The sequence below is a fragment of the Ensifer sp. SSB1 genome, from assembly GCF_016652895.1.
GTDB lineage: Bacteria > Pseudomonadota > Alphaproteobacteria > Rhizobiales > Rhizobiaceae > Ensifer.
Genome location: NZ_JAEPRP010000072.1, coordinates 13,202 through 34,469, shown reverse-complemented (window position 1 = coordinate 34,469; position 21,268 = coordinate 13,202). Strand labels below are relative to the sequence as shown.

22 protein-coding genes and 1 pseudogene are annotated in these 21,268 nt (G+C 62.4%); 10 read left to right on the top strand and 13 right to left on the bottom strand.

The genetic code is table 11. The features are described 5' to 3' along the window. Positions 1 to 257: 257 nt before the first annotated feature. Entirely contained in the window at positions 258 to 710 is a 453-nt protein-coding gene (locus I8N66_RS18720) for a MarR family transcriptional regulator (RefSeq protein WP_113536854.1), read from the top strand. Positions 711 to 720: 10 nt separating this feature from the next. On the opposite strand, the gene I8N66_RS18715 is transcribed toward I8N66_RS18720, so the two are convergent. Beyond that, on the bottom strand, positions 721 to 1,800 hold the full coding sequence (locus tag I8N66_RS18715) for a diguanylate cyclase (RefSeq protein WP_113536855.1): 1,080 nt from the start codon (positions 1,798 to 1,800) through the stop codon (positions 721 to 723). Positions 1,801 to 2,081: 281 nt separating this feature from the next. Here I8N66_RS18715 and I8N66_RS18710 point away from each other — a divergent pair, with 281 nt between their 5' ends. Then, entirely contained in the window at positions 2,082 to 4,682 is a 2,601-nt protein-coding gene (locus I8N66_RS18710; protein ID WP_291156472.1) for an AMP-binding protein, read from the top strand. Here the strand turns inward: I8N66_RS18710 and I8N66_RS18705 are convergent. Then, positions 4,668 to 5,177 carry a DinB family protein gene (locus I8N66_RS18705; RefSeq protein WP_291156469.1) on the bottom strand — a complete coding sequence of 170 codons (510 nt, stop codon included), beginning with the start codon at positions 5,175 to 5,177 and terminating at the stop codon, positions 4,668 to 4,670. The two genes, I8N66_RS18710 and I8N66_RS18705, sit on opposite strands and share 15 nt — an antisense overlap. Before the next feature lie 147 nt (positions 5,178 to 5,324). Here I8N66_RS18705 and I8N66_RS18700 point away from each other — a divergent pair, with 147 nt between their 5' ends. Together I8N66_RS18700 and ndk are read left to right on the top strand one after the other, a co-directional pair. Beyond that, entirely contained in the window at positions 5,325 to 6,014 is a 690-nt protein-coding gene (locus I8N66_RS18700; protein ID WP_291156466.1) for a glutathione S-transferase family protein, read from the top strand. A 102-nt stretch (positions 6,015 to 6,116) separates the two neighbouring features. Next, on the top strand, positions 6,117 to 6,539 hold the full coding sequence (gene ndk / locus I8N66_RS18695) for a nucleoside-diphosphate kinase (protein WP_034803877.1): 423 nt from the start codon (positions 6,117 to 6,119) through the stop codon (positions 6,537 to 6,539). Positions 6,540 to 6,629: 90 nt separating this feature from the next. On the opposite strand, the gene I8N66_RS18690 is transcribed toward ndk, so the two are convergent. Together I8N66_RS18690 and I8N66_RS18685 are read right to left on the bottom strand one after the other, a co-directional pair. Continuing rightward, positions 6,630 to 7,139 carry a hypothetical protein gene (locus tag I8N66_RS18690; RefSeq protein WP_291156459.1) on the bottom strand — a complete coding sequence of 170 codons (510 nt, stop codon included), beginning with the start codon at positions 7,137 to 7,139 and terminating at the stop codon, positions 6,630 to 6,632. Next, positions 7,136 to 7,696, bottom strand: a complete 561-nt coding sequence (locus tag I8N66_RS18685) for a CGNR zinc finger domain-containing protein (RefSeq protein ID WP_291156456.1) — start codon at positions 7,694 to 7,696, stop codon at positions 7,136 to 7,138. Before I8N66_RS18685 ends, I8N66_RS18690 begins: the two co-directional genes overlap by 4 nt. Before the next feature lie 67 nt (positions 7,697 to 7,763). Here I8N66_RS18685 and I8N66_RS18680 point away from each other — a divergent pair, with 67 nt between their 5' ends. After that, complete coding sequence (locus I8N66_RS18680) at positions 7,764 to 8,660, top strand: branched-chain amino acid ABC transporter permease (RefSeq protein ID WP_113536861.1); 897 nt, start codon at positions 7,764 to 7,766, stop codon at positions 8,658 to 8,660. Between the two features lie 14 nt (positions 8,661 to 8,674). Here I8N66_RS18680 and I8N66_RS18675 read toward each other — a convergent pair whose 3' ends face one another. The 5 genes from I8N66_RS18675 to I8N66_RS18655 form a co-directional block, all read right to left on the bottom strand. After that, positions 8,675 to 9,142, bottom strand: a complete 468-nt coding sequence (locus I8N66_RS18675) for a molybdenum cofactor biosynthesis protein MoaE (RefSeq protein ID WP_113536862.1) — start codon at positions 9,140 to 9,142, stop codon at positions 8,675 to 8,677. 4 nt (positions 9,143 to 9,146) lie between these two features. After that, on the bottom strand, positions 9,147 to 9,407 hold the full coding sequence (gene moaD / locus I8N66_RS18670) for a molybdopterin converting factor subunit 1 (RefSeq protein ID WP_113536863.1): 261 nt from the start codon (positions 9,405 to 9,407) through the stop codon (positions 9,147 to 9,149). Beyond that, the gene (gene pgsA, locus I8N66_RS18665) at positions 9,404 to 9,991 is read right to left on the bottom strand and encodes a CDP-diacylglycerol--glycerol-3-phosphate 3-phosphatidyltransferase (protein WP_104665796.1); all 588 of its coding nucleotides are present in this window, start codon (positions 9,989 to 9,991) and stop codon (positions 9,404 to 9,406) included. The genes moaD and pgsA overlap by 4 nt, the downstream gene beginning before the upstream one ends. A gap of 128 nt (positions 9,992 to 10,119) precedes the next feature. After that, positions 10,120 to 12,144: an excinuclease ABC subunit UvrC gene (uvrC, locus tag I8N66_RS18660; protein WP_291156447.1), complete on the bottom strand. Its 2,025-nt coding sequence runs from the start codon at positions 12,142 to 12,144 to the stop codon at positions 10,120 to 10,122. Then, on the bottom strand, positions 12,141 to 12,905 hold the full coding sequence (locus I8N66_RS18655) for an SDR family oxidoreductase (protein ID WP_113536865.1): 765 nt from the start codon (positions 12,903 to 12,905) through the stop codon (positions 12,141 to 12,143). Before I8N66_RS18655 ends, uvrC begins: the two co-directional genes overlap by 4 nt. A gap of 367 nt (positions 12,906 to 13,272) precedes the next feature. On the opposite strand from I8N66_RS18655, the gene I8N66_RS18650 reads away from it, so the two are divergent. Then, positions 13,273 to 13,911, top strand: coding sequence for an outer membrane protein (locus I8N66_RS18650; protein WP_291156441.1), 639 nt, complete (start codon positions 13,273 to 13,275; stop codon positions 13,909 to 13,911). Positions 13,912 to 13,988: 77 nt separating this feature from the next. On the opposite strand, the gene I8N66_RS18645 is transcribed toward I8N66_RS18650, so the two are convergent. The 4 genes from I8N66_RS18645 to I8N66_RS18630 all read right to left on the bottom strand — a co-directional run bounded on the left by I8N66_RS18645 (position 13,989) and on the right by I8N66_RS18630 (position 16,732). After that, positions 13,989 to 14,579 carry a glutathione S-transferase gene (locus tag I8N66_RS18645; protein ID WP_291156438.1) on the bottom strand — a complete coding sequence of 197 codons (591 nt, stop codon included), beginning with the start codon at positions 14,577 to 14,579 and terminating at the stop codon, positions 13,989 to 13,991. 69 nt (positions 14,580 to 14,648) lie between these two features. Continuing rightward, on the bottom strand, positions 14,649 to 15,347 hold the full coding sequence (locus I8N66_RS18640) for a ribonuclease T(2) (protein ID WP_291156435.1): 699 nt from the start codon (positions 15,345 to 15,347) through the stop codon (positions 14,649 to 14,651). A 20-nt stretch (positions 15,348 to 15,367) separates the two neighbouring features. Then, positions 15,368 to 15,811, bottom strand: coding sequence for a hypothetical protein (locus I8N66_RS18635; RefSeq protein WP_113536869.1), 444 nt, complete (start codon positions 15,809 to 15,811; stop codon positions 15,368 to 15,370). A gap of 51 nt (positions 15,812 to 15,862) precedes the next feature. Further along, positions 15,863 to 16,732 carry a 23S rRNA (adenine(2030)-N(6))-methyltransferase RlmJ gene (locus tag I8N66_RS18630; protein ID WP_291156430.1) on the bottom strand — a complete coding sequence of 290 codons (870 nt, stop codon included), beginning with the start codon at positions 16,730 to 16,732 and terminating at the stop codon, positions 15,863 to 15,865. A gap of 69 nt (positions 16,733 to 16,801) precedes the next feature. Here I8N66_RS18630 and I8N66_RS18625 point away from each other — a divergent pair, with 69 nt between their 5' ends. The 4 genes and pseudogenes from I8N66_RS18625 to I8N66_RS18610 all read left to right on the top strand — a co-directional run. Beyond that, complete coding sequence (locus I8N66_RS18625) at positions 16,802 to 18,937, top strand: molybdopterin oxidoreductase family protein (protein WP_291156428.1); 2,136 nt, start codon at positions 16,802 to 16,804, stop codon at positions 18,935 to 18,937. Between the two features lie 29 nt (positions 18,938 to 18,966). Beyond that, complete coding sequence (locus I8N66_RS18620; protein ID WP_291156425.1) at positions 18,967 to 19,860, top strand: cation diffusion facilitator family transporter; 894 nt, start codon at positions 18,967 to 18,969, stop codon at positions 19,858 to 19,860. 59 nt (positions 19,861 to 19,919) lie between these two features. Further along, positions 19,920 to 20,516 (top strand): NUDIX domain-containing protein, encoded by a 597-nt coding sequence (locus I8N66_RS18615; RefSeq protein WP_291156422.1) that lies wholly within the window; start codon positions 19,920 to 19,922, stop codon positions 20,514 to 20,516. A 103-nt stretch (positions 20,517 to 20,619) separates the two neighbouring features. Continuing rightward, positions 20,620 to 21,268, top strand: a pseudogene (locus tag I8N66_RS18610) (hypothetical protein); the annotation flags it as partial.

Below are 21,268 nucleotides of genomic sequence, written 5' to 3'. Positions count from 1 at the left end.
ACCGGCCGCGCAGACGCCTCCGCCGGCACCGGCGTCTCCGCAAGCTCGACCGGCCGCGGCGATTACTACGCAGGTATCGAAGACAGATCCGTCGATGCGACGGCAACCGGCGCGATCGCCAACAGCCGTGCCAAGCCTTTCGGCCAGGCCGACGAAAACAAGCAGTAAGTCACGCCAAACGGTTGACCGAACAGCCCGGTCCCGCCACGCGGGGCCGGGTTGTTTCGTTTTGGCGTTGCCAGATGAGGTACATTGCCATGACAGAAAAAGTCGAAGTCGCCGAGCGGCTCTTCGATCTCTACCACTGCGTTCATCGCCTGGTGAACGCGTCTATGTCGGAGGAAGGCGTTTCGCTCGCGCGCAGCAAATTCCTGTTCTATCTGAACACGCTGGGGCCTTGCCGCTGCGCGGATATCGCCGCGGCGCTCAACTTTGCGGCCAGAACCGTCACCGAAGCGATCGACGGGTTGGAGCGGGACGGCATGGTCGTCCGTGACGCAGATCCGGAAGATCGTCGCGCGAAGATCATCTCGATCACCGATCGCGGGAGGCTCGCACTGGAAGCGGCCTTGCAGCCGCGTCATCGCACGATCGATGAACTGTTTTCCGCGCTTGACGATTGCGAGCGCACCGAGCTCTTCCGCTTGCTTGGCTGCCTCCGGGAAAAGGCGTCGGAGATCGACGAGAACCGCCAGCCGGTCGCCGCCTGATGCGCGACGGTCAAGCGGCGCTCTGACCGTAGGTCCTGCCGTGGCCGCGGCCGAGCGCCGCCGAATAGCCAAGGATGCTGGCGCCATCGCGTGCGCCGGCCAGGGCCAGCTCCGCCTGGTTGATGACGTCGGCGCTCGTCGATGCCGGTTGCGCGATGGTGATGCCGGCAGCCAGCGAGAGCGTTTCGGCGGTGTGTGCCCGCCCGGGAAGGGTGAATTTCAGTTCTTCCACGGATTGCCGGAGGCGGCCTGCAATGGCCTCGGCATTTTCGAGGCTGACATCCCGGCAGACGAAGGCGAATTCCTGCTGGCCCGCGCGAGCGACGAAATCGTTCTTCTTGATCGACTTGCGAAACAGCGCCGACACCTTGGCAAGCGCCTTCGCCGCAACCGCGCCGCCGTGGCGCTCGGCCATCTCGTGAAGCCCTTGAACGGAGACGAGAAGCAGGGCAATCGGCTGGTCTGCCCGCTCCGTTTCGAGAATGGAGTCGAGCTTCGCTGTCAGCGCCAGACGGTTCGGCAAGCCCGTCGCGGCGTCGCGGGTAAGCGACCGGCGGCTTTCGGCGAGATCCCCCTCGAATTCGGCCATGCGCTGCGCACTGGTTTCCAGTGCGTGCTGCAGGGCATTCTCTTCGTTCATCAAACGCCCTGCCGTTTCTCGGAGCCGTGCGGCGTCGTCGGCGAAGTCCGACAGGCCGGCAACGGGATCTGCCGCCAGCCGACGGGCGAAACGATCGAGTTCGATCTTGAACGTTTGCTTCTGCGTCAGCGCAAGCTTGAGCTTGCCGGCCATGTCGGCGAGGATTTCCTGGGCTGCAGCTCTCGTCCGGCCCGCTGCGAGGGCTGCGTGGGAGACAAGGTGATGCTTGAGGCCCAAGGCGTCCAGCGAGTCCTGTTGCGGGTTGTGCCCGAGTGCCGCAAGGTCCCGGGAAAGCTGGGGCAAGCGACCGGACAGCGCCTCGTAGAAAAGTTCGTAATTGCGGGGCAGGGCAGCGATCCCGTGCGCGGACATGGCATGCGCCACTTTCAGAATGATCGCTGCCTGCCGCGCCTGCGATCGGCCGGCGTCCGCTGGAACTTGCCTGGTCATTCCGTCGTGGTCCCCAAATGTCTATCGGACGATGGTGTCCGGATCGATGAGCACTATGGAAGGCCGCATTTAAGGGAGTCTGAAGATTTCATCCAGTCACCCATTCCCGCCCGGTATGGTTGCTGAATTCCATCTGAGGGAGGCCGGTTGCAACTGACAATCGCAACCGAGCTGACAGCCGTCAGCTCACCGATCTTTATACTTGACGCCTTTAGTCACCAATTATATTCGGCGCTGCTAAATCGGGCATCGGAGCTCGAGGCAAACAGCGACGGTCAAGAATGTCCATCTCGTTCACTGCGGATCTGGCGAAATGGGGCGACCGGCCGGCGCTGGTCTTTTGCGGGCAGCGGACCGTCACCTATCGGGAGCTGGGGGACCGGATCATGCGCCAGGCGCAGGCTTTCCGCGGTCCGCGCGGGCTGGTGGCGATCGAGGCCGAGCTTTCCGAACATGCCATCGTCGCCTATCTGGCAGCGCTGGCTGCAGGACATGCCGTGGCGATGCAGGCCCCGAAAAACGGCGCGACTGCATCTTGGGTCGATGCCTTCGAGCCAGACTTCTGCTTCCGCCGGATTGATGGCCGCTGGCGCACGGAGCATCTGCGACAAGACGGCAGGGCGCCCCATGACCAACTCGCCGTCATGCTCTCGACCTCCGGCAGCACCGGTTGCGGCAAAGCCGTCCGCCTGTCCCGGGAAAACATCACGGCAAACGCGGCGTCCATCGCGGACTATCTCGGTCTGACGGCCGCGGATCGCGGCTGCCTCATCCTGCCGCTTCATTACTCCTACGGCCTGTCGGTGCTGAATTCCCACCTGGCAGCCGGCGCCAGCCTCTATATCCCCGGCGGATCGGTCCTCGATGCCGGTTTCCTCGATGGTCTTGCCGAAAGCGGCAGCACGAACCTTGCGGGTGTGCCCTATTCCTACGAATTGCTGGAGAAGGTGGGCTTCCGCGATCGGCGGTTCCCGCACCTGCGTTTCATGACCGTCGCTGGCGGTCGGTTGGGCCCGGACGTCATCCGTCTCTACAACGACCACCTGGGCGCTCAAGGCGCGGCCTTCTTCGCCATGTACGGCCAGACCGAAGCCACCGCGCGCATCGCCTATATGCCGCCCGCTTTGCTTGCCGGCAACGAGGACAGGATCGGCGTTGCGATCCCAGGTGGGCGCCTCCTGATCGAGACTGAGAACGGTGCGCCGATCGAAAGCGACGGCCTGGCCGGTGAACTCGTCTATCGCGGCCCGAACGTGATGATGGGTTATGCCACGTCGCGTGACGATCTCTGCCGCGGTGCCGAACTCACCGAGCTGCGCACTGGCGATCTTGCGATGCGACATGCCGATGGGCTGTTCCAGATCGTCGGCCGCATGAAGCGGATCTCCAAGATTGCCGGGCTCAGGATCGCGCACGACGTGCTGGAAGCAGCGCTCGAAAGGCGCGGCATCGCAGCTGCCGTCGTCGGTGACGATGCCGGCCTTCACGCCTTTTGTACCGGCAACCGCGATGCCGAAGAGGTCAAGCGGTTCCTGGCGCAGGCAAGCGGGTTGACGCTCGCCCATCTGAAGGCCACCGCGCTTGCCGAGATGCCACGGCTTGCCAGCGGCAAGGTCGATTACAACGCGCTCAACATGGCAGCTCGCCAGGCAGCAGCCAACGGCGACGACGACAGTGGCGGCATCGAAGAACTCTTTGCGCAGGTCTTCTATCCGAAGCGGGTGAAGCGCTCGGACAGTTTTGTATCGCTGGGCGGCGACTCCCTTCGCTTCGTTCAGCTTTCTATGGGTTTGGAAAAGGCGTTGGGGCAAGTTCCGGACGCCTGGGAGACCTTGTCGATTGCCGACCTGTCGGTCCAGGAACACTGCGAGACCGCCACGCGGCGGATCGGGACGGACCTGCTGGTGCGTGCGCTGGCCATTCTGCTGGTCGTGGTGCACCATGAAACCGTGTGGCCGATCCCCGGTGGATCGGCGGCCATGGTCGTTCTCGCAGGCTTCAGCCTCGCCAGGTTCCAGATGGGGCCGCTTCTCGCCGGAGATGGCTGGGCGATCCTGCGGCCGCTCGCTCAGGTGCTGGTTCCCTATTATCTGATCGTCGCGGCCTATGCGGTTGCCTGGGGTGAGGTGCCCTGGGCCTCGGTTCTGCTCGTTGGCAATTTCGGCCTGACCCTGCCGGAGACGCATGGCATGGTGCCCTATCTCTACTGGTTCATCGAAGCCTATTGCCAGATGATGCTGGTCTTCGTCGGGCTTTTCGCCATTCCGCGGTTCCGCCGTTTCGTATCGGCAAGACCCTTCGCCGCAGGGATGTCTCTGCTTTTGGCGGCACTTGTCGCCCGGCTTGCCCTGCCGTTGCTCTGGCCGATCGGCAATCGGCAGATCTTTACCCTGCCCTGGATCTTTTATCTCGCCGTTATCGGCTGGTGCGCCGCCGTCGCCGAAACGGCCAAACAGCGGCTGCTGCTGATGGTGGCCGGCACAGGAGCCTTCCTGTTCTTCGGCCTGTACGAGGGAGTCTGGATCGGGACGCAGATCAAGTACATCTTGCAGATCGCCGTCTTGGCCGCGCTCATCTATCTCCCGCGCATCAACGTGCCGCGTTGGGCGGCGCAGCTTATCCTGCCTCTGTCGGCAGCGGGTTTCCACATCTACATCCTGCACCGCTTCGTGCCGGAGTTGCTGATGCTGCCGCTGCAGCCGGCATTGCCAACCCCGGCGTTTTCGTTCCTGTCGATCTTCGGCGGTGTGGCGCTCGGTCTCGTCGCCTGGCTCGGCCAGCGGCAACTCTTGAAAACGCTTGCCGCGTGGCGGGAGCGTGAGATCCGGCCACTTCGGGTGCTCAACTTCGCAGTGCTGCGATCTCCGCTACGCCCACTGTAATCCTTCGGTCCTGAGGAAATAGGCGAGATCGAGCGCCAGGGATGGGCCACCGAGCGCGGTGAGCGTTGCATGCGCCTGCCCGCGGTGATGGGTCTGGTGGTTGAAGAAATGCGCGAGCGTCGGTGCCAGCTTCTGCGTGATGACCGTAGGGTTGACGACCGGCGAATAGGTAAGGGCTGCGGCAAGGCGTTCGTCGCTGAGGCCATCGATCCAGGCGATGATGCGCGCGTCTTCGGCAATCCGAGCGGCGGTGAGTGCCGACAGATCGTCATGGAGGATCGTGTCGAGCGAGGCTGGGGCGTCGCCCTCGCGCGTAAAGCGCTTCATCCAGATACGGTCTGCAACGAGGATGTGGTTGAGGGTCGAAAGCAGTGAGCCGAAGAAGGCGCCTCGGTTTTGCCGCAACTCGGCATCGGTCAGTTCAGCGGCGGCGGCGTAGATCAGGCGGTTCGCCCAGCGGTTATAGTCGGCGAACATGCGAAAGTGATCGAGCATTGGTTATCTCCTGAGGGGGCTTCGGCTTGGGTCGACGACGCTAACTCGAAACCGCATTTCTGTGGCTGATATCACTCATGAAATTTACTGATTTGATGGCGCGGCCGATTTGTCGTTCAACGGGACGCCAACCGACCGGGAGTTCACATGACGAGAAAGCTCTATTCGCTTTGTGGTGCCGACAGGGCGCGTCCGTTCTCGCCGCATGTGTGGAAGACGAAGATGTCGCTCGCGCACAAGGGGCTCGATTTCGACATCGTGCCGATCGGTTTCACCGAAATCCCCGTGGTCGAGGATGGAGCGACAGGCCTGGTGCCGCTGCTGCGGGATGGCGAGCGGCTGGTGAAGGACAGCTTCGAGATCGCGCTTTACCTCGAACAGAACTATCCGGACCGCCCCTCGCTCTTTGCCGGCGCGGGAGGCATGGCCATCGCTCGCTTCGTCGAAGGCTGGTCGCAGACGACGCTGCACCCCGCGCTAACCCGCATCATCATCCGGGACATTCACGATCGCCTTGATCCGGTCGACCAGGCCTACTTCCGTGAGAGCCGCGAAAAGCGTTTCGGTACCTCGCTGGAAGCGGTCGCCGAAAGCGGGGGAGCATCTCTTGCGACCTTCTCGGAAAAGCTCGAGCCGCTGCGCCATGTGCTGAAATTTCAGGGTTTCCTCGGCGGCGCGTCACCGCTTTTCGCCGACTATATCGTCTTCGGCGCGTTTCAGTGGGCGCGCATCGTCTCGCCGCAGCGTCTCCTTCAGCCGGGCGATACCGTCACCGACTGGTTCGAACGCTGTCTAGACCTGCACCACGGGCTCGGACGTAGTGTGACGGCTGCGTGAAACCCTCTCGACCCAAGCCGAATCATCGGTGAACCCCCTTGTTTTGCGCGGGATTGGCGGCTAATGAACCGCCACTTCTCAAGAAACAAGGGATTTGAGCCAATGGCTATTGAACGTACCTTCTCGATGATCAAGCCGGACGCGACCAAGCGCAACCTGACCGGCGCCATCACCAAGATGCTCGAAGATGCCGGCCTGCGCGTCGTCGCCTCCAAGCGCGTCTGGATGAGCCGTCGCGAAGCTGAAGGCTTCTACGCCGTTCACAAGGAACGTCCGTTCTTCGGCGAACTGGTTGAGTTCATGTCCTCCGGCCCGACCATCGTTCAGGTTCTCGAAGGCGAAAACGCAATCGCCAAGAACCGCGAAGTCATGGGCGCCACCAACCCGGCAAACGCTGACGAAGGCACCATCCGCAAGGTTCACGCTCTCTCGATCGGCGAGAACTCGGTTCACGGTTCGGACGCTCCGGAAACCGCTGCTGAAGAAATCGCCTACTGGTTCTCGGGCACCGAGATCGTCGGCTGATTCAAGATCTTCGGTTCGGGCCGCAACGGCCTGAATTGACTCAGGATTTGAACCGGAGCGGAAACGCTCCGGTTTTTTATTGCCGGTCTCTCACACCGGGCATTTTGCCGTCTCGAAATGCTCCGGTGCCTTGCCGCCACGGAAGACCTCGGGGTTCTTGTCATAGGCGGGGCCTTCGACCAGCGCCTGTGCCGGCATGATGTCCTGGTCGATGTCGGAGATCACGGTGGTTTCGAGCTTCTGCAGCGACTGGCCCTCAGGGCCTTTGACCTCGATCGACACCGTATAGGGGCGGTCCTTCTTCACGCAGGTAATATCGGGGCTTTCCAGCACCACTTTTTCCAGCTTCGGAAACAGTTTGCGCTCCAGCGTCAGCGCGTCGCCGCCGGCCGGATTTTCAAAGCGTGCCACGACAACGCTGCCGTCGGGCACGGCCTCGGCCTTGGTGAGCGTGACCATATAGGTCGCGTAGGCGAGGCGATAGTTGAAGACGAACATCTTGCCCGTCAGCTTCAGCGGATCCGGGCCGCTCTCGCGCTGACACCCGGCAGTGACGACTGCGATGGCAACTGCCACCAGGATACCCAATGTCCTTGTCATGGGCCTGATTCTTCCCTGTTGCGATGGTAGTGGCGCCTGGCCTTGTTGCGATTGCCGCACACAGCCATGTCGCACCAGGTGCGGCTGCGATTGCGGCTGCGGTCGAGAAACAGCCAGCCGCAATTCGGGCAGATCTTCAGCCGGTCGGGTTCGGGGTTGGCCGCGAGGCTCAGCGCCGATTGCGCGGTCGCCGTGTCGAGCGGAAGCAGACCGCCAGAGTGGGGCGAGCCGCGCATGACGACGGCGATCGCCTCAAGCAGATCCGCCAGCAGTTCCGGTCGTCCATTGGCCGATATCTCGGCGCGAAAGTGCCGATCGGTCGCTTCGCGCAGCCACAGCAGCTTGGCGCGGTTTTCCGCGGCGACGGGGGCCAATGGGCCGAAGCGGGTGTTCTCCACCCCGAAGCGGTTGGCCGCTTCCGCGAAGGAATCGATCGCCGCGGCATCGGCGAAACGATCGATCCGGCGTTCCGGATCGAAACGCAGGACGATGGAATTGGCCACATCCAGCGCCAAGGCGCCGCCGGCAAATCGATGGGCTGTCCAGGTGAAGGTCATGTGAAAATCCTAACTGGTAAAAATGATTTTACCAGTTATATTGATCTTGTCACGCTCCGGATGCGCCATGCTCTATTTTCTGCAGCAGCTCGCCAATGCCGTTCCCATCGCTGCCCTCTATGCCGCGCTCGCTTTCGGCTATGCCATCGCCTTCGCGGTGACGCGCCGGGCTGATCTCACCTATGGCGCGCTCTTTGCGTTCTCCGGCCAAATGTTTGTGCTGTTTGCGGATTTCGGCTGGAACCGGCTGTGGCTGGTGCTGCCAGCTGCTCTTGCCCTCGGGGCGGCGGCAGCCTTGACCTTCAGCCTCGGCGCCGGGCTCGTGGCCGGGCGGTATGTCATGCGGCCGCTTGCCTTTTCCTCCGCCAACACGGTCGTCGTCGCTTCGCTAGGTTGCCTATTGGTCCTGATGGAAATGGCGCGGCTCGCCTCGCAGACACGCAGCCTGTGGCTGCCACCGTTCCTGAACGGCAACATCGTCTTCTGGAACGATCCGCGCTTTCCCGTAACCCTGACGGTTATCCAGCTTGGCAACACGGTGCTGATGGCTGCGCTCGTGGCAGCCGGGCACTGGTTCCTCACGCATTCGCGGGCAGGGCGGTTTTGGCGTGCAGTGTCCGAGGACCGGGGGGCTGCAGCGCTCTGCGGCGTCGACGCCGCGACCGTCTACATCGTCGCCTATGGCGTGGCATCGTTGATCGCCGCGGTCTGCGGCATTCTCGCTGCGTCCTATTACGGCAACATGGACTTCGGCACGGGATTGACCTTTGGCGTCAAGGTGCTGTTCATCGCCGCGATCGGCGGCCAGGCTTCACCCCTCTACGCGGCGCTCGGTGCGGCCGGAATCGGATTACTTGAGACGCTCTGGACTGCCTATGGCCCCATTCTCTGGCGCGACTTCGCGATCTTCGGCTTTCTGGTGATCGTGCTGGCGATAACGCGCAAGGAGAAGGTTATCCCCTGATCGCAAGGGGGACGCTACTTCGTCGACCAGCGGTCCCGTGCGGTATCGTCCGCATCCTTGGCGCTGACCCAGCCGCCGGTGGTGCCGTCGTCGAGGTGTTCTTTTTTCCAGAAGGGCGCCGACGTCTTCAGGAAATCCATGATGAAGTTGGCGCCATCGAAGGCGGCCTGCCGATGCCGCGAGGCGGCAACGACCAGCACGATGTTTTCGCCGGGAAGGATTTTTCCGTAGCGGTGAATGGCGGTGGCGGCCTGGAGCGAGAAGCGCTCGACCGCCTCGTTGGAGATGCGCGCGATCTCCGCTTCCGCCATGCCGGGGTAGTGTTCGAGCTCAAGGGCGGCAAGCGTGCCGGCTTCGTCGCGGCAAAGCCCCGAAAAGGTAACGACCGCGCCGATGTCGCGACGTCCAGCCGAAAGCTTCTCAACCTCGGCATTGAGGTCGAAATCCTCGCGCTGAACGCGCACGGTGACCGGCGCGCTCATGGGCTCAGCCACCCGTCATCGGCGGAAACAGGGCAATCTCCCGGGCGCCGGCAATCGGCTCCCCGTGGTCGACATGCTCCTGGTTGATGGCCGCACGGATGACGTTTTCGTGTTCGAGCGCCGCTTCGTATTCCTCGCCGAGCGTCTTCAGGTGCGTGAGCAGGTCGGCGACGGAGACAACGCTGGCCGGAACGTCCAGCGTCTCTTCGCCCTTGCCGATGCGCTCGCGCACCCAGGAGAAATAGACGAGATTGACCGTGCTCATTCGTTGACCACGTGCTTGAGGCCGGCGCGGAAATAATCGTAGCCCGTATAGAGCGTGATGGCGGCGGCGATCCAAAGGAGCACGATACCAGCCTCGGTCGTGTAGGGCAAAACCTTGTCGCCGGCGGGGCCTGCCAGCAGGAAGGCAATCGCCACCATCTGGATCGTGGTCTTCCACTTGGCGATGCGGGTGACCGGCACGCTGACCTTCAGCGCCGCGAGATATTCACGGAGGCCCGATACCAGGATTTCGCGGCAGAGGATGATGATCGCAGCCCAAATCGACCAGCCGGCGATCGTGCCGTCGGCTGCGACGAGCAGCAGGATCGAGGCGACAAGCAGCTTGTCGGCGATCGGATCCAGCATCTTGCCGATGTTCGACGTCTGCTTCCAGATGCGGGCGAGATAGCCGTCGAAGAAGTCGGTGATCGACGCAATCGCGAAGAGCGTGACCGCGGTCCAGCGTGCAAAATCCGAACTGTGCAGCCGCCCTTCGATGAAGAAGCAAAGGACGATCAGCGGCACGATCAGGATTCGGAAATAGGTGAGCAGGTTCGGGATGCTGTAGGCGACGGGCGTGGGCATGGATTCGTGTTCTCTGGTTCGTCTGGTACAGAATGACTTTGCTGGCCGGAGGTCAACAGGTCATCGTCGGCAACTGTCATATTTGCCCTATTGCATGTGAACGCCGGGTGAATTGTGACACCCGGTTTTCATTTCGCGGCGTCGTCGTGGAAATGTTCGTAAACCAGCCGGGCCACCGTTTCGGAAATGCCGCTGACGGCCATGAGGTCGTTGATGCCGGCGCGGGAGACGGCCTTCGCGGTGCCGAAATGCGTGAGCAGCGCGCGCTTGCGCGTCGGACCGATGCCGGCGATTTCGTCGAGCGGGTTCTTGACCATCTCCTTCTTGCGCCGCGCCCGATGCGAGCCGATCGCAAACCGGTGCGCCTCGTCGCGCAGTCGCTGGATGAAGTAGAGCACCGGGTCGCGCGGCGGCAGCGTGAAGCTGTCTCGTCCAAGCGCGAAGAAGCGTTCGCGTCCGGCATCGCGGTCGACACCCTTGGCAACGCCGATTGCGGTCACGCAGTCTTCGACGTCGAGCTCTTTAAGAATGGCCCGCACGGCGGTCATCTGGCCCTGGCCACCGTCGATGAGGATGACATCGGGCCAGGCGGGGAAGGCGCCGTCATCGGTCGGCTCGGCGCTCCTGTCTGGCTTGCCTTCTTCCTTGAGCAGTCGCGAAAACCGCCGCGTCATCACCTCGCGCATCATGCCGAAGTCGTCGCCTGGCGTGATGTCGGTCGATTTGATGTTGAACTTCCGATACTGGCCTTTGACGAAACCTTCCGGCCCCGCCACCACCATGCCGCCAACGGCGTTGGTACCCATGATGTGGGAGTTGTCGTAGATCTCGATGCGGCGCGGTGTGCGTTCGAGCTTGAAGGTTTCCGAAAAGCCTTCAAGCAGCCTCGACTGGGAGGCGGTCTCCGCCAGCTTGCGGCCATGGGCTTCACGCGCATTGGCAAGCGCGTGGTCGACGAGATCCTTCTTCTCGCCGCGCTGCGGCACCTGGATCGCGACTTTGTATCCGGATTTCTCGCTGAGCGCCTGGCCGAGCAGTTCCTGTTCTTCCACGGCTTCGCAAAGCAGGATCTGCCGTGGACAGGGCTTGTCATCGTAAAACTGCGCAAGGAACTGCGAGAGCACCTCAGCTGTCGGCAGCGAGGGGTCGGCTTTCGGGAAGTAGGCGCGGTTGCCCCAGTTCTGGCCGGTGCGGAAGAAGAAGACCTGGATGCAGGAAATGCCGCCTTCGTGGTGGATCGCAAAGACATCCGCTTCCTCGACGCCGGCGGGATTGATGCCCTGATGGCTCTGGACGTGGCTGAGTGCCGCCAGACGGTCGCGGTAAAGGGCCGCCCGTTCGAAGTCGAGGTTCTCGGCGGCCTCGCCCATGGCGGCGGCAATCGTCGCCTTCACCGCCTGGCTCTTGCCCGAGAGAAAGTCCTTGGCCTCCTGCACCAGCTCCGCATAGCCCTGATCGCTGATTTCGCCGGTGCACGGCGCCGAACAGCGCTTGATCTGGTAGAGCAGACAGGGCCGCGTGCGCGTCTCGAAAACGCTGTCGGTGCAGGTCCGAAGCAAAAAGGCGCGCTGCAGCGAATTGATGGTGCGGCCGACGGCGCCGGCCGACGCGAACGGACCGAAGAAATCGCCTTTGCGACTGCGCGCGCCGCGATGCTTGTAGAGCGCCGGCGCCCGGCTGTCTCCCGTCACTAGGATATAGGGAAACGACTTGTCGTCGCGCAAAAGCACGTTGAAGCGTGGGCGCAAGCGCTTGATCAGGTTTGCTTCGAGCAGCAGCGCCTCGATCTCGGTGCGCGTGGTCACGAACTCCATGTTCGCCGTTTCGCGGACCATGCGCGCGATACGGTTGGAGTGGCCGCGCCCCTGGGCATAGTTGCTCACACGCTTCTTCAGGCTGCGCGCCTTGCCGACGTAAAGTACGTCGCCGGTCTCGTTGAACATGCGGTAGACGCCGGGACCGTTTGGCAACAGTTTGACGAAGGCCTGGATCAGCTCCGCGCCTTTCAAGCCTTCCATTTCGGCCTGATTCTCGTTCCACTCGACCGGCGGCGCAGCGCTTGTGCTTTCTGCCGCTTCGACCAGATCGTCGTCGTCTTCCGTCTCGGTACCGTCGTAGAGGATGCCGCCGTCGGCCGGCACGCGTCCATTCATTCCACTATCTCCCTGATGTCGGGCGTTTCCCAGGCGAGGTGCTGGCCCCCGTCGAGCGCAATCATCTGTCCGGTGATCGACGGTGTGTCGAACAGGAAGCGGATGGTCCGTCCGAATTCGTCGAGCGTCGGCCCGCGTTTGAGAATCAGCGCATCGACCTGCGCCTCAAAATCCCCAGGGTCCTGCCGTTCGTTCGGCAGCGTCGGCCCGGGGCCGATGCCGTTGACACGGATGTGCGGGGCAAGCGCCTGCGCCATTGTCCGGGTTGCCGTCCACAGCGCCGACTTGGACAACATATAGGAATAAAAGCGCGGATTGGGAGCCCAGACGCGTTGGTCGATGACATTGATAATGAGTCCATTGGCGTCGGCCGGCAGCTGCCCGGCGAAATCGCGCGCCAATAGGGAAGGAGCCTTCACATGCAGGGCGAAGTGCTGATCCCAGATTGATTCGTCGAAAGCCTCGAGGCTGTCCTTCTTGAAGACCGAGGCATTGTTGACCAGCAGATCGAGAGGACCGAGCGCCTCAGCGGCGCGGGCAATGAGCGTCGAGGTCTCCGCCGTATCGGTGAGGTCGGCGCGAAGCGCGACCGCCTTCGTTCCAGCTTCGGTGAGAGCCCGGGCCAGCGCTTCCGCTTCGTCAAATGAGGCGTCGGCATGGATAGCGACCGCAAAACCATGGGCCGCAAGATCCTCAACTATAGCTTTGCCGATCCGCTTGGCGCCCCCGGTCACGAGGGCCGCCTTCAGTGCTTTCTTCAACGTTTCATCCCGCTTTTTCGAATCTTCGCGTCAGCGGACGAAGATATAGGCAAGAAACGTGAGGCTGAAACACTCCCTGACAGTTCCTTGCGGAAAAATTAATGGAATTGGCGTAAATTGTATTATTTTGAATGTATATAGTATAACTTTCGTTAATCTTGAAATATGGTTAACAAATCCCCTGTTGCCCCAAAGCAACATCAAATTTCGGGCGTGTTTGTGCCACCAAAATTTCACATTTTGGCTCTTGTGAATCCTCATTTGCTGGCCAATTTCAGCTCAACCGGGCGGGTTAATTGAAAGTTGTCCGATGTTTCACTGTGGGACCCCAAGCCCACGACGCATCGGTACGAAAAGGAGAATATTTATGCGTACGCTCACCACCACCCTCATGGCTTCCGCCATGGCCCTCATCGCCTTCCAGGCCGCCCAGGCTGCAGATGCGATCGACGAAGTTCCGGCAGCTCCGCAGGCCGAATACACCGAGCCGGCAGTGAAGAACTGGTCGGGCGCCTATGTCGGTGGTACCGCCGATTGGCACCATGGTCAGCATGACGCGACCGGCAGCAACACGGCAGCTGGTTTCGGCGGCGGTCTCTACGGCGGCTACAACGTACAGAGCGGCCAGCTGGTATACGGCGGTGAAGCCGATATTGGTTACTCCGGCCAGGATTCGACCAAGGGCAACCTGCGCATGAAGCAGGGCGTCAACGGTTCGCTGCGCGCTCGCGTCGGTGTCGATCTGAACCCGGTACTGCTGTACGGCACCGCCGGTCTCGCCGTCGGCCAGGCCAAGGGCAGCGTTGGTGGCGCTTCCGACACGAACACCATGGTCGGCTGGACCGCCGGTGCTGGCGCGGAAACCTTCGTCACCGACAACATCACCGCACGCGTCGAGTACCGCTACACGGACTACGGCTCGAAGGACTTCAAGATGGGCGGCACCAACGTGTCCTCCGGTTACGACGAGCACAGCGTTCGCGTCGGTATGGGCGTGAAGTTCTGATCGGCTTTTGCCGGATCAAAAGAAGGCCGGGGTGACCCGGCCTTTTTTTATGTCCTAACGTTTGTCCGGCTGATTTTTCAGGCCTTGAACTTGGAATAGTCGGGGAAGTGCTTTTCGAACTTCGCCGGCCAGTTCTTGAGCTTGGCGCGGCCGCGCTGCCACTCGCCGCTGAAGCGCAACTCGATGTAACGCAGCATCGCCGCAAGGGCGAAATGCCCGGCATGAAGCTTGGCTCCGGTCTTCGGCAGATTGGCGTTCAGGTGGTCAAGACTGCGTTCCACCTTTTCCCATTGCCGGTCGATCCAGGGCTGATGCACCTTTTCCGGCGGGTGCGAGCGCTTCTCGTAGACGATCGCGAGTAGGCTGTCGCAGACGCCGTCGCACAAGGCTTCGAGGATCTCGACGTCGGTCCGCTTACCCGCGTTCTTGGGGTAGAGCTTGCCCTTGGTTTCCCGATCGATGAAATGCATGATCGCGCGGCTGTCGTAGACCGAACGGCCATCGTCGAGGATGAGCGTCGGTATCTTGCCGAGCGGATTATTGGCGATCAGTTCCGGGGGATTGGCGCCGGTGTCGGTCAGCACGCTGTCCGCCGAAAACCCGGCATAATGCGCGGCCATCCGAACCTTGTTCGAATAGGGCGAAGCGGGCGAGTACAGTATCTTCATCGAACGTCTTTCTTTCCAGGAATTGCGGTTTTCAAGGCGAGCATCGTTTGCGTTCCGATCCCCCGCCAGCTACGGCGCCGGGGGCAGGGACACATTGTCTTTCCGGCAGGCCTGGCGATCGACAGCCGGGCAGGATCGGAAGTTCAGCGATTTGTCGAAGCAGATCCGGATTTCTTCGAGCCTGTTGCCTTCACAGGTAACGGCGACGGCATCCTTCGTCATGCCGGGATTTTTGGCGACGAGCGCGACTTCGATCGCGTTGACGGACAAATTGGTCTGCTGTCGGGGTGGTGAGAGTTCCGCCGGCAGCGCAAGCCGGTTCCACGCGGAGCGGGTGACGGCGAAATAGTCCTCCTGGCTGAGGCCCGAGCAGGTGCCGTGCTTGCGCCATTGATGGCCGATCAGACCCATGGACGGGATGAGATCCAGATACTGCTTGCCGAGCGACGACGGCACACGATCGGATTGCCGCGTCGGGCAGAAGTCCGGATATCCTTTTTCGTTCTGGGGCCAGAGGCCGTGCACGATCAGGCCGCGATTGGATCCCGCCTCGCATTGGCTGGATTTTCCGTTGGGATCATTGTCGCCACACCAGGTCGGCGACCAGGACAGTGACAACACGTAAAAATCGAAACCACTGCCGATCGGTACCGCGGCGGCTGTGTTCGCGCTGTCGCCTTTGGTTGCCGTCGGCGCTTTCTCGGTGTTCTGGTCACTGCAGCCGATCAAGTTTGCCGCAACGAAAAGCGCCGGCAAAAGCCGGCGCATAGTCCGGAGTGGCGCCATTTTTATTGAAGCGATGCGCAGTGCGCACCGTAAACGTACCAGGGATCAAGCCCGCCGACGCAGAACTCGATGCTGCGGCCGACACCGGCAAAGCCCCAGGGGCGTTCGATGACATAGTACAGCGAGCGCTGATACCCGTCCGTCATCACAGCGGTGGCGCGGCAATATTCGCGTTCGACCAGGTGCGTCTCGTCGCGGAGCTCCTGCCTGCTTTGTCCCGTGTTGCGGATCTCGGCGATCGACAGATTGGCGTGGAGATAGTTCGCATCCCGGTATTCGAAGCGGGAGGTGATGAAGCCGAGCACCGACGCCTCGCTGCAAACACCGGTATCGTAGAAGGACTGGGCTGGGGCACCGCCGATGTAGTCGGCGGCCATAGCGCCCGGCGCTGCGGCGCCGGCGAGCGAAAGCGAAATGAGAAGCTTGGCGGCGAGCGTGCGAGTCATGGGCGTCTCCCTAAGTCGTCACTCAAGATTGCGGCGTGTGGCCGCCACCCGTCAAGCCCCTCCGGTTGCCTGTTCTTCGCCGCGCAGCCAGAAGCAGCGCGAAGAGGCGAAGCGATCCTGCGCCAGCCGGGTTTTCAGGAACGGCAACAGCAGGTCGAGTTCGCCCTTCAGCGTGAAAGGCGGGTTGACGATGATGAGGCCGGAGCCGGAAAGCCCGGTGGTTTCCCGGTCGCTCCGGACCGAAAGCTCGGCGCAGAGCATCTTCGGAATATCGAGCGCCTTCAGCGTCTCGTGGAATGCCTTGATCGGCGCGCCCTGCTTCAATGGATACCACAGGCAGTAGACGCCGCCGGTAAATCGCCGGTAGGCGCGCGCGAGGCCCTCGGCGAGGCGGTCGTATTCGCCTTCCTTTTCAAAGGGCGGATCGACGAGGATCAGTCCGCGCTTTTCCTTCGGCGGCAGATGTGCGCCGAGCGCCAACCAGCCGTCGAGCTCGGTAACCCGGCTTTGGAAATCACCGTCGAAAAGCCGGTGCAGCGTTTCGTAGTCGTCCGGATGCAACTCCATCGCCGAAAGCCGGTCCTGCGGACGGAAGAGCATGCGGGCAAGCTTCGGCGAACCAGGATAGAGTGTCAGCTCGGGTCCGGGATTGAGCGTGCGGATCGACGCCAGATAGGGAGCGAGGACGGCAGCGATCTCGGCGGGCAGTTCACCCTCGAGAAGTCGGCCGATGCCGTCGCGCCATTCCCCGGTCTTCTGCGCTTCCTCGCTGGAGAGGTCATAGAGGCCGATGCCGGCATGGGTATCGAGCACCCGGAATGACTTCTCCTTCTGCTGGAGATAGGTGATGAGCCGCGCCAGCACCGCGTGCTTCAGGACGTCGGCAAAATTGCCCGCATGGTAAATGTGCCGATAGTTCATGAGCGCCGCCGATGGCCCCGATCAATTGTTTCGATGGGTGGACGATTGGCTCTTTGAGCCCGTTTGTCGATGCCATATAGAAAAGCCATGAACGTTGCGACCCCCATCAAAGCAGAAAAATCGATCGGTCATTCGGTCTGTCCGCACGACTGTCCCTCCGCTTGCGCGCTGGAGGTGGACCTGACCGCCGAAGGGCGGATTGGCCGCGTGCGTGGCGCTTCCGCCAACACCTACACCGCCGGTGTGATCTGTGCCAAGGTGGCGCGCTACTCCGAGCGCATCTACCATCCGGGCCGGCTCATGGTGCCGCAGCGCCGCAAGGGCGCCAAGGGCGAGGGCAGCTGGCAGGAGGTGAGCTGGGAAGCGGCGCTCGACGAGATTGCCGATCAGTTCATCCGCGCCGAGCAGAGGCATGGCGCAGAAGCCGTCTGGCCCTACTTCTATGCCGGCACCATGGGCCAGGTGCAGCGCGACTCGATCGATCGGCTGCGTCACGCCAAGCGCTATTCCGGCTTCTTCGGCTCGATCTGCACCAACATGGCCTGGACTGGCTTGACCATGGCGACCGGCGCCTTGCGTGGTCCCGATCCGCGCGAGATGGCCAAGGCCGATTGTGTGGTCATCTGGGGCACGAACGCGGTCGCGACCCAGGTCAATGTGATGACCCATGCGGTGAAAGCCCGTAAGGATCGCGGCGCGAAGATCGTCGTCATCGACATCTACGACAATCCGACCGTCAAGCAGGCGGACATGGGGCTGGTGCTGAAGCCCGGCACCGATGCAGCACTTGCCTGCGCCGTCATGCACATCGCCTTCCGTGACGGCTATGCCGACCGGGCCTATATGGCGAAGTTCGCGGACGACCCGGCCGGGCTTGAGGCGCATCTTCAGTCGCGCGGGCCGGAATGGGCCTCCGCCATCACCGGGCTTTCGGTCGAGGAGATCGAGGCCTTCGCCAAACTCGTCGGCACGACGCCACGCACCTACTTCCGCCTGGGCTACGGCTTCACCCGCCAGCGCAACGGTGCCGTCGCCATCCATGCGGCGACCTCCGTGGCGACGGTGCTCGGCTCCTGGAAGCACGAAGGCGGCGGTGCCTTCCACTCCAACAACGATATCTTCAAGCTCGACAAGCGCGAGCTGATCGGCTCGGCCTTCCACGATCCGGATGTGCGCATGCTCGACCAGTCGCAGATCGGCCGCGTGTTGACCGGGGACGCCGAAGCATTGCGCCATCGCGGACCGGTGACGGCGATGCTGATCCAGAACACCAATCCGGTGAACGTCGCCCCGGAGCAGCGGCTGGTGAAACGCGGCTTCCTGCGCGACGATCTCTTCGTCGCCGTGCACGAGCAGTTCATGACCGATACGGCTGCGGTCGCCGATATCGTCCTGCCCGCCACCATGTTCCTCGAACATGACGACCTCTATCGCGGTGGCGGTCACCAGCATATCCTGATCGGACCCAAGGTGGTGGAGCCGCCCTCGACCGTGCGCACCAACCTCTTCGTCATCGAGGAACTGGCCAAGCGCCTGGGCGTTGCCGACCATGCCGGCTTCGGCCTGACCGAGCGCCAGCATATCGATCGGCTGCTTGCCAATTACGGCATTGGTTACGAGGAGATGAGACAAGAGAAGTGGCTGGACTGTCAGCCAGCCTTCGAAGACGCGCATTATCTCAACGGCTTCGGCCATCCCGACGGCAAGTTTCGCTTCAAGGCGGACTGGACGGGAACGCCCGCACCGAACCGGCCGCCGAAGTCCATGGGTGTTCAGGGGCCGCACGCGGAACTGCCGGAGTTCCCTGACCACGTCGATCTGATCGAGGTGGCCGACGCCGAGCATCCATTCCGTCTCGCGACCTCGCCGGCCCGCTCGTTCCTCAACTCGACCTTTGCCGAGACGCCGTCCTCCATCCAGAAGGAAGTGCGCCCGGAAGTGATGCTCCATGCGGACGACGCAGAGGCGCTTGGCATCGCCGATGGTGATGTCGTCCAGCTCGGCAACCAACGCGGCGAGATCCGCCTGCATGCAAAAATCGGCGGGGGTACACGCCGCGGCGTCGTGATCGCCGAGGGGCTGTGGCCGAACGGCGCCCATCTCGACGGGGAGGGGATCAACGTGCTTACCGGTGCCGATGCCGTGGCGCCCTATGGCGGTGCCGCTTTCCACGACAACAGGGTCTGGCTCTGGTTGGCGCGCTAAAAACAGGTTGTTCAACGACGGAACCCTCCATGAGCGGCGACCACCACCATGCAGATGTCAGCAGCACGCCCGTCTCCCGGCTTTGGGCTTCGCTTGGCCTGACCGGCGGCTTCATGCTGGCCGAAGTCGTGGGTGGGGTGCTGACCGGCAGTCTGGCGCTGATCTCCGACGCCATGCACATGTTGACCGACACGGCCGCCCTGGCGATCGCGCTCGTCGCCATCCATGTGGGCCGCCGCCCGTCCGACCTGTTGCGCACCTATGGCTATGCGCGTTTCGAAATCCTGGCCGCCGCCTTCAACGCGTTGCTCCTGCTCGGCGTTGCCTTCTACATTCTCTACGAAGCCTGGAAGCGCCTGTCGGAGCCGCAGGAAATCCAGTCGGGCGGCATGCTGGTGATCGCGATTATTGGCCTGCTCGTCAATCTCGCTTCGATGCGGCTGCTGACCAGCCACAAGGACGAGAGCCTCAACGTCAAGGGCGCCTATCTTGAGGTCTGGTCCGACATGCTCGGGTCGCTGGCCGTCATCGTCGGCGCGGCGCTCATCTGGTTCACCGGCTGGCAATGGGTGGACTCCCTGCTTGCCGTCGGTATCGGCTTCATGGTCTTCCCGCGCACCTGGGTGCTCCTCAAGGAGTGCGTCAACATCCTGCTCGAAGGGGTGCCGCCGGGCATGCGGCTCGCCGATGTCCACGCGACCATCGCGGCCGTGCCCGGTGTCACCTCGGTGCACGACCTTCACCTCTGGGCAATCACCCAGAGCCAGCCGTCGCTGACCGCCCATGTGGTGCTCGCCGAGGGCGCCGATGGTGAAGCGGTGCGCCAGGCGATCGAGAGCCGTTTGCGCCAGGAGTTCGACCTGCACCACACGACCTTGCAGACGGAGCGCGAGGATCGCGCGGCAACGGAACATGTTCACTAGAACGCGCGGCGGTCTAAGGCCGGAGTGGCCGGATTGCTTCCGCCAATGAAGGATTTCGCATGAGCATACATCACGATCCGCGCGTCAGGATCATCGGCCGACGCACGCTCTGGGACGGGTTCATCCACCTCGAGGAGGTGACGCTCGAACAGGACATGTCGAACGGCGTGACCGCGACGCTGAAGCGCGAGGTTCACGATCATGGCAGTGCCGCGACCATCCTGCTCGTTGATGCCAGGCGGCAAAGCGTAGTGCTGGTGCGGCAGCTGCGCGTTCCCGTGCTTCTGCAGGGGCACCCTGCCTACATGATCGAAGCGGTGGCCGGGTTGCTGGACGACGACACCCCGGACGTCGCGATCGCCCGCGAGGCCCTGGAAGAGACCGGCTACCACGTCGAGGGCGCCACCCACCTTTTCGATGCCTATATGAGCCCGGGCGCAATCACCGAACGCACGAGCTTCTTCGTCGGCCATATCGACGTCACGGAAAAACGCGGGGATGGCGGCGGGCTCGCGCATGAGGGCGAGGATATCGAAGTTCTCGAAATACCGCTCGAGCAGGCGTTCGCGATGATCGCCACCGGCGAGATCTGCGACGCCAAGACGATCATGCTGTTGCAATGGGCCAAGCTAAACCGCAACGAGCTCATCGGCTAACTTATTGTTTTATAAGAATATAATTTATTACGGATATTTCACTTTTTGATCCGTATCGGGTAAGCTAAAGCGCTGATGTTCTCATCATTTGACATGGGCGCCCATGACATCCTCCATCTCGGAAAGCGCAACCGACGACGAGCAGCAGGCGGAGGGAGGTTGGATCTCCTTCCTGCGCCGCAACCGTCGCTATCTTTCGGCCGCCGGTACGCTTTTTGTGATCGCTCTCTTCGGCTTTGCGATCTTTCATCTGACATCGGAAGTTCAGTACGACGAAGTCGTGCAGGCACTGGCGGACACGCCCTGGACGGCGGTTGCGGCAGCGATTTTCTTCACGGCATTGAGCTTCCTGGCGCTGACCTTCTATGACGTCAGCGCGCTCGACTACGTCCGGCGCAAACTGCCCTACGCCGATGTGGCGCTGACGGCCGCGTGCGCCTATGCCGTCGGCAACACCGCGGGCTTCGGTGCGCTGAGCGGTGGCGCGATCCGCTATCGGTCCTACTCCCGCCTCGGCATTGAGCCGGAAAACATCGCCCGGATCATCGCCTTCGTGACGCTCGCCTTCGGGCTTGGCCTTCTGACGGTGACCTGTCTCAGTCTGCTCGCGGTGGGCGAATATGTGGCGCCGATGACAGGGCTCGATCCCCTGTTCCTGCGCCTGATTGCAGTCATCATCCTCGGCGGGTTGTTCTCCGTGTTCTTCCTGGCGCGCGACGGCCGCGAGGTGAGCCTGGGACGCATGACCCTGC

Excerpts from the sequence above, each read along its gene's own strand:
- I8N66_RS18630 (WP_291156430.1), bottom strand. The coding sequence starts at position 16,732 with ATGAACTATCGGCACATTTACCATGCGGGCAATTTTGCCGACGTCCTG.
- I8N66_RS18675 (WP_113536862.1), bottom strand. The coding sequence starts at position 9,142 with ATGAGCGCGCCGGTCACCGTGCGCGTTCAGCGCGAGGATTTCGACCTC.
- I8N66_RS18650 (WP_291156441.1), top strand. The coding sequence starts at position 13,273 with ATGCGTACGCTCACCACCACCCTCATGGCTTCCGCCATGGCCCTCATC.
- ndk (WP_034803877.1), top strand. The coding sequence starts at position 6,117 with ATGGCTATTGAACGTACCTTCTCGATGATCAAGCCGGACGCGACCAAG.
- I8N66_RS18680 (WP_113536861.1), top strand. The coding sequence starts at position 7,764 with ATGCTCTATTTTCTGCAGCAGCTCGCCAATGCCGTTCCCATCGCTGCC.
- I8N66_RS18715 (WP_113536855.1), bottom strand. The coding sequence starts at position 1,800 with ATGACCAGGCAAGTTCCAGCGGACGCCGGCCGATCGCAGGCGCGGCAG.
- I8N66_RS18700 (WP_291156466.1), top strand. The coding sequence starts at position 5,325 with ATGACGAGAAAGCTCTATTCGCTTTGTGGTGCCGACAGGGCGCGTCCG.
- I8N66_RS18710 (WP_291156472.1), top strand. The coding sequence starts at position 2,082 with ATGTCCATCTCGTTCACTGCGGATCTGGCGAAATGGGGCGACCGGCCG.
- I8N66_RS18620 (WP_291156425.1), top strand. The coding sequence starts at position 18,967 with ATGAGCGGCGACCACCACCATGCAGATGTCAGCAGCACGCCCGTCTCC.
- I8N66_RS18705 (WP_291156469.1), bottom strand. The coding sequence starts at position 5,177 with ATGCTCGATCACTTTCGCATGTTCGCCGACTATAACCGCTGGGCGAAC.
- I8N66_RS18625 (WP_291156428.1), top strand. The coding sequence starts at position 16,802 with ATGCCATATAGAAAAGCCATGAACGTTGCGACCCCCATCAAAGCAGAA.
- I8N66_RS18685 (WP_291156456.1), bottom strand. The coding sequence starts at position 7,696 with ATGACCTTCACCTGGACAGCCCATCGATTTGCCGGCGGCGCCTTGGCG.
- pgsA (WP_104665796.1), bottom strand. The coding sequence starts at position 9,991 with ATGCCCACGCCCGTCGCCTACAGCATCCCGAACCTGCTCACCTATTTC.
- I8N66_RS18615 (WP_291156422.1), top strand. The coding sequence starts at position 19,920 with ATGAGCATACATCACGATCCGCGCGTCAGGATCATCGGCCGACGCACG.
- I8N66_RS18640 (WP_291156435.1), bottom strand. The coding sequence starts at position 15,347 with ATGCGCCGGCTTTTGCCGGCGCTTTTCGTTGCGGCAAACTTGATCGGC.
- I8N66_RS18645 (WP_291156438.1), bottom strand. The coding sequence starts at position 14,579 with ATGAAGATACTGTACTCGCCCGCTTCGCCCTATTCGAACAAGGTTCGG.
- uvrC (WP_291156447.1), bottom strand. The coding sequence starts at position 12,144 with ATGAATGGACGCGTGCCGGCCGACGGCGGCATCCTCTACGACGGTACC.
- moaD (WP_113536863.1), bottom strand. The coding sequence starts at position 9,407 with ATGAGCACGGTCAATCTCGTCTATTTCTCCTGGGTGCGCGAGCGCATC.
- I8N66_RS18690 (WP_291156459.1), bottom strand. The coding sequence starts at position 7,139 with ATGACAAGGACATTGGGTATCCTGGTGGCAGTTGCCATCGCAGTCGTC.
- I8N66_RS18720 (WP_113536854.1), top strand. The coding sequence starts at position 258 with ATGACAGAAAAAGTCGAAGTCGCCGAGCGGCTCTTCGATCTCTACCAC.
- I8N66_RS18635 (WP_113536869.1), bottom strand. The coding sequence starts at position 15,811 with ATGACTCGCACGCTCGCCGCCAAGCTTCTCATTTCGCTTTCGCTCGCC.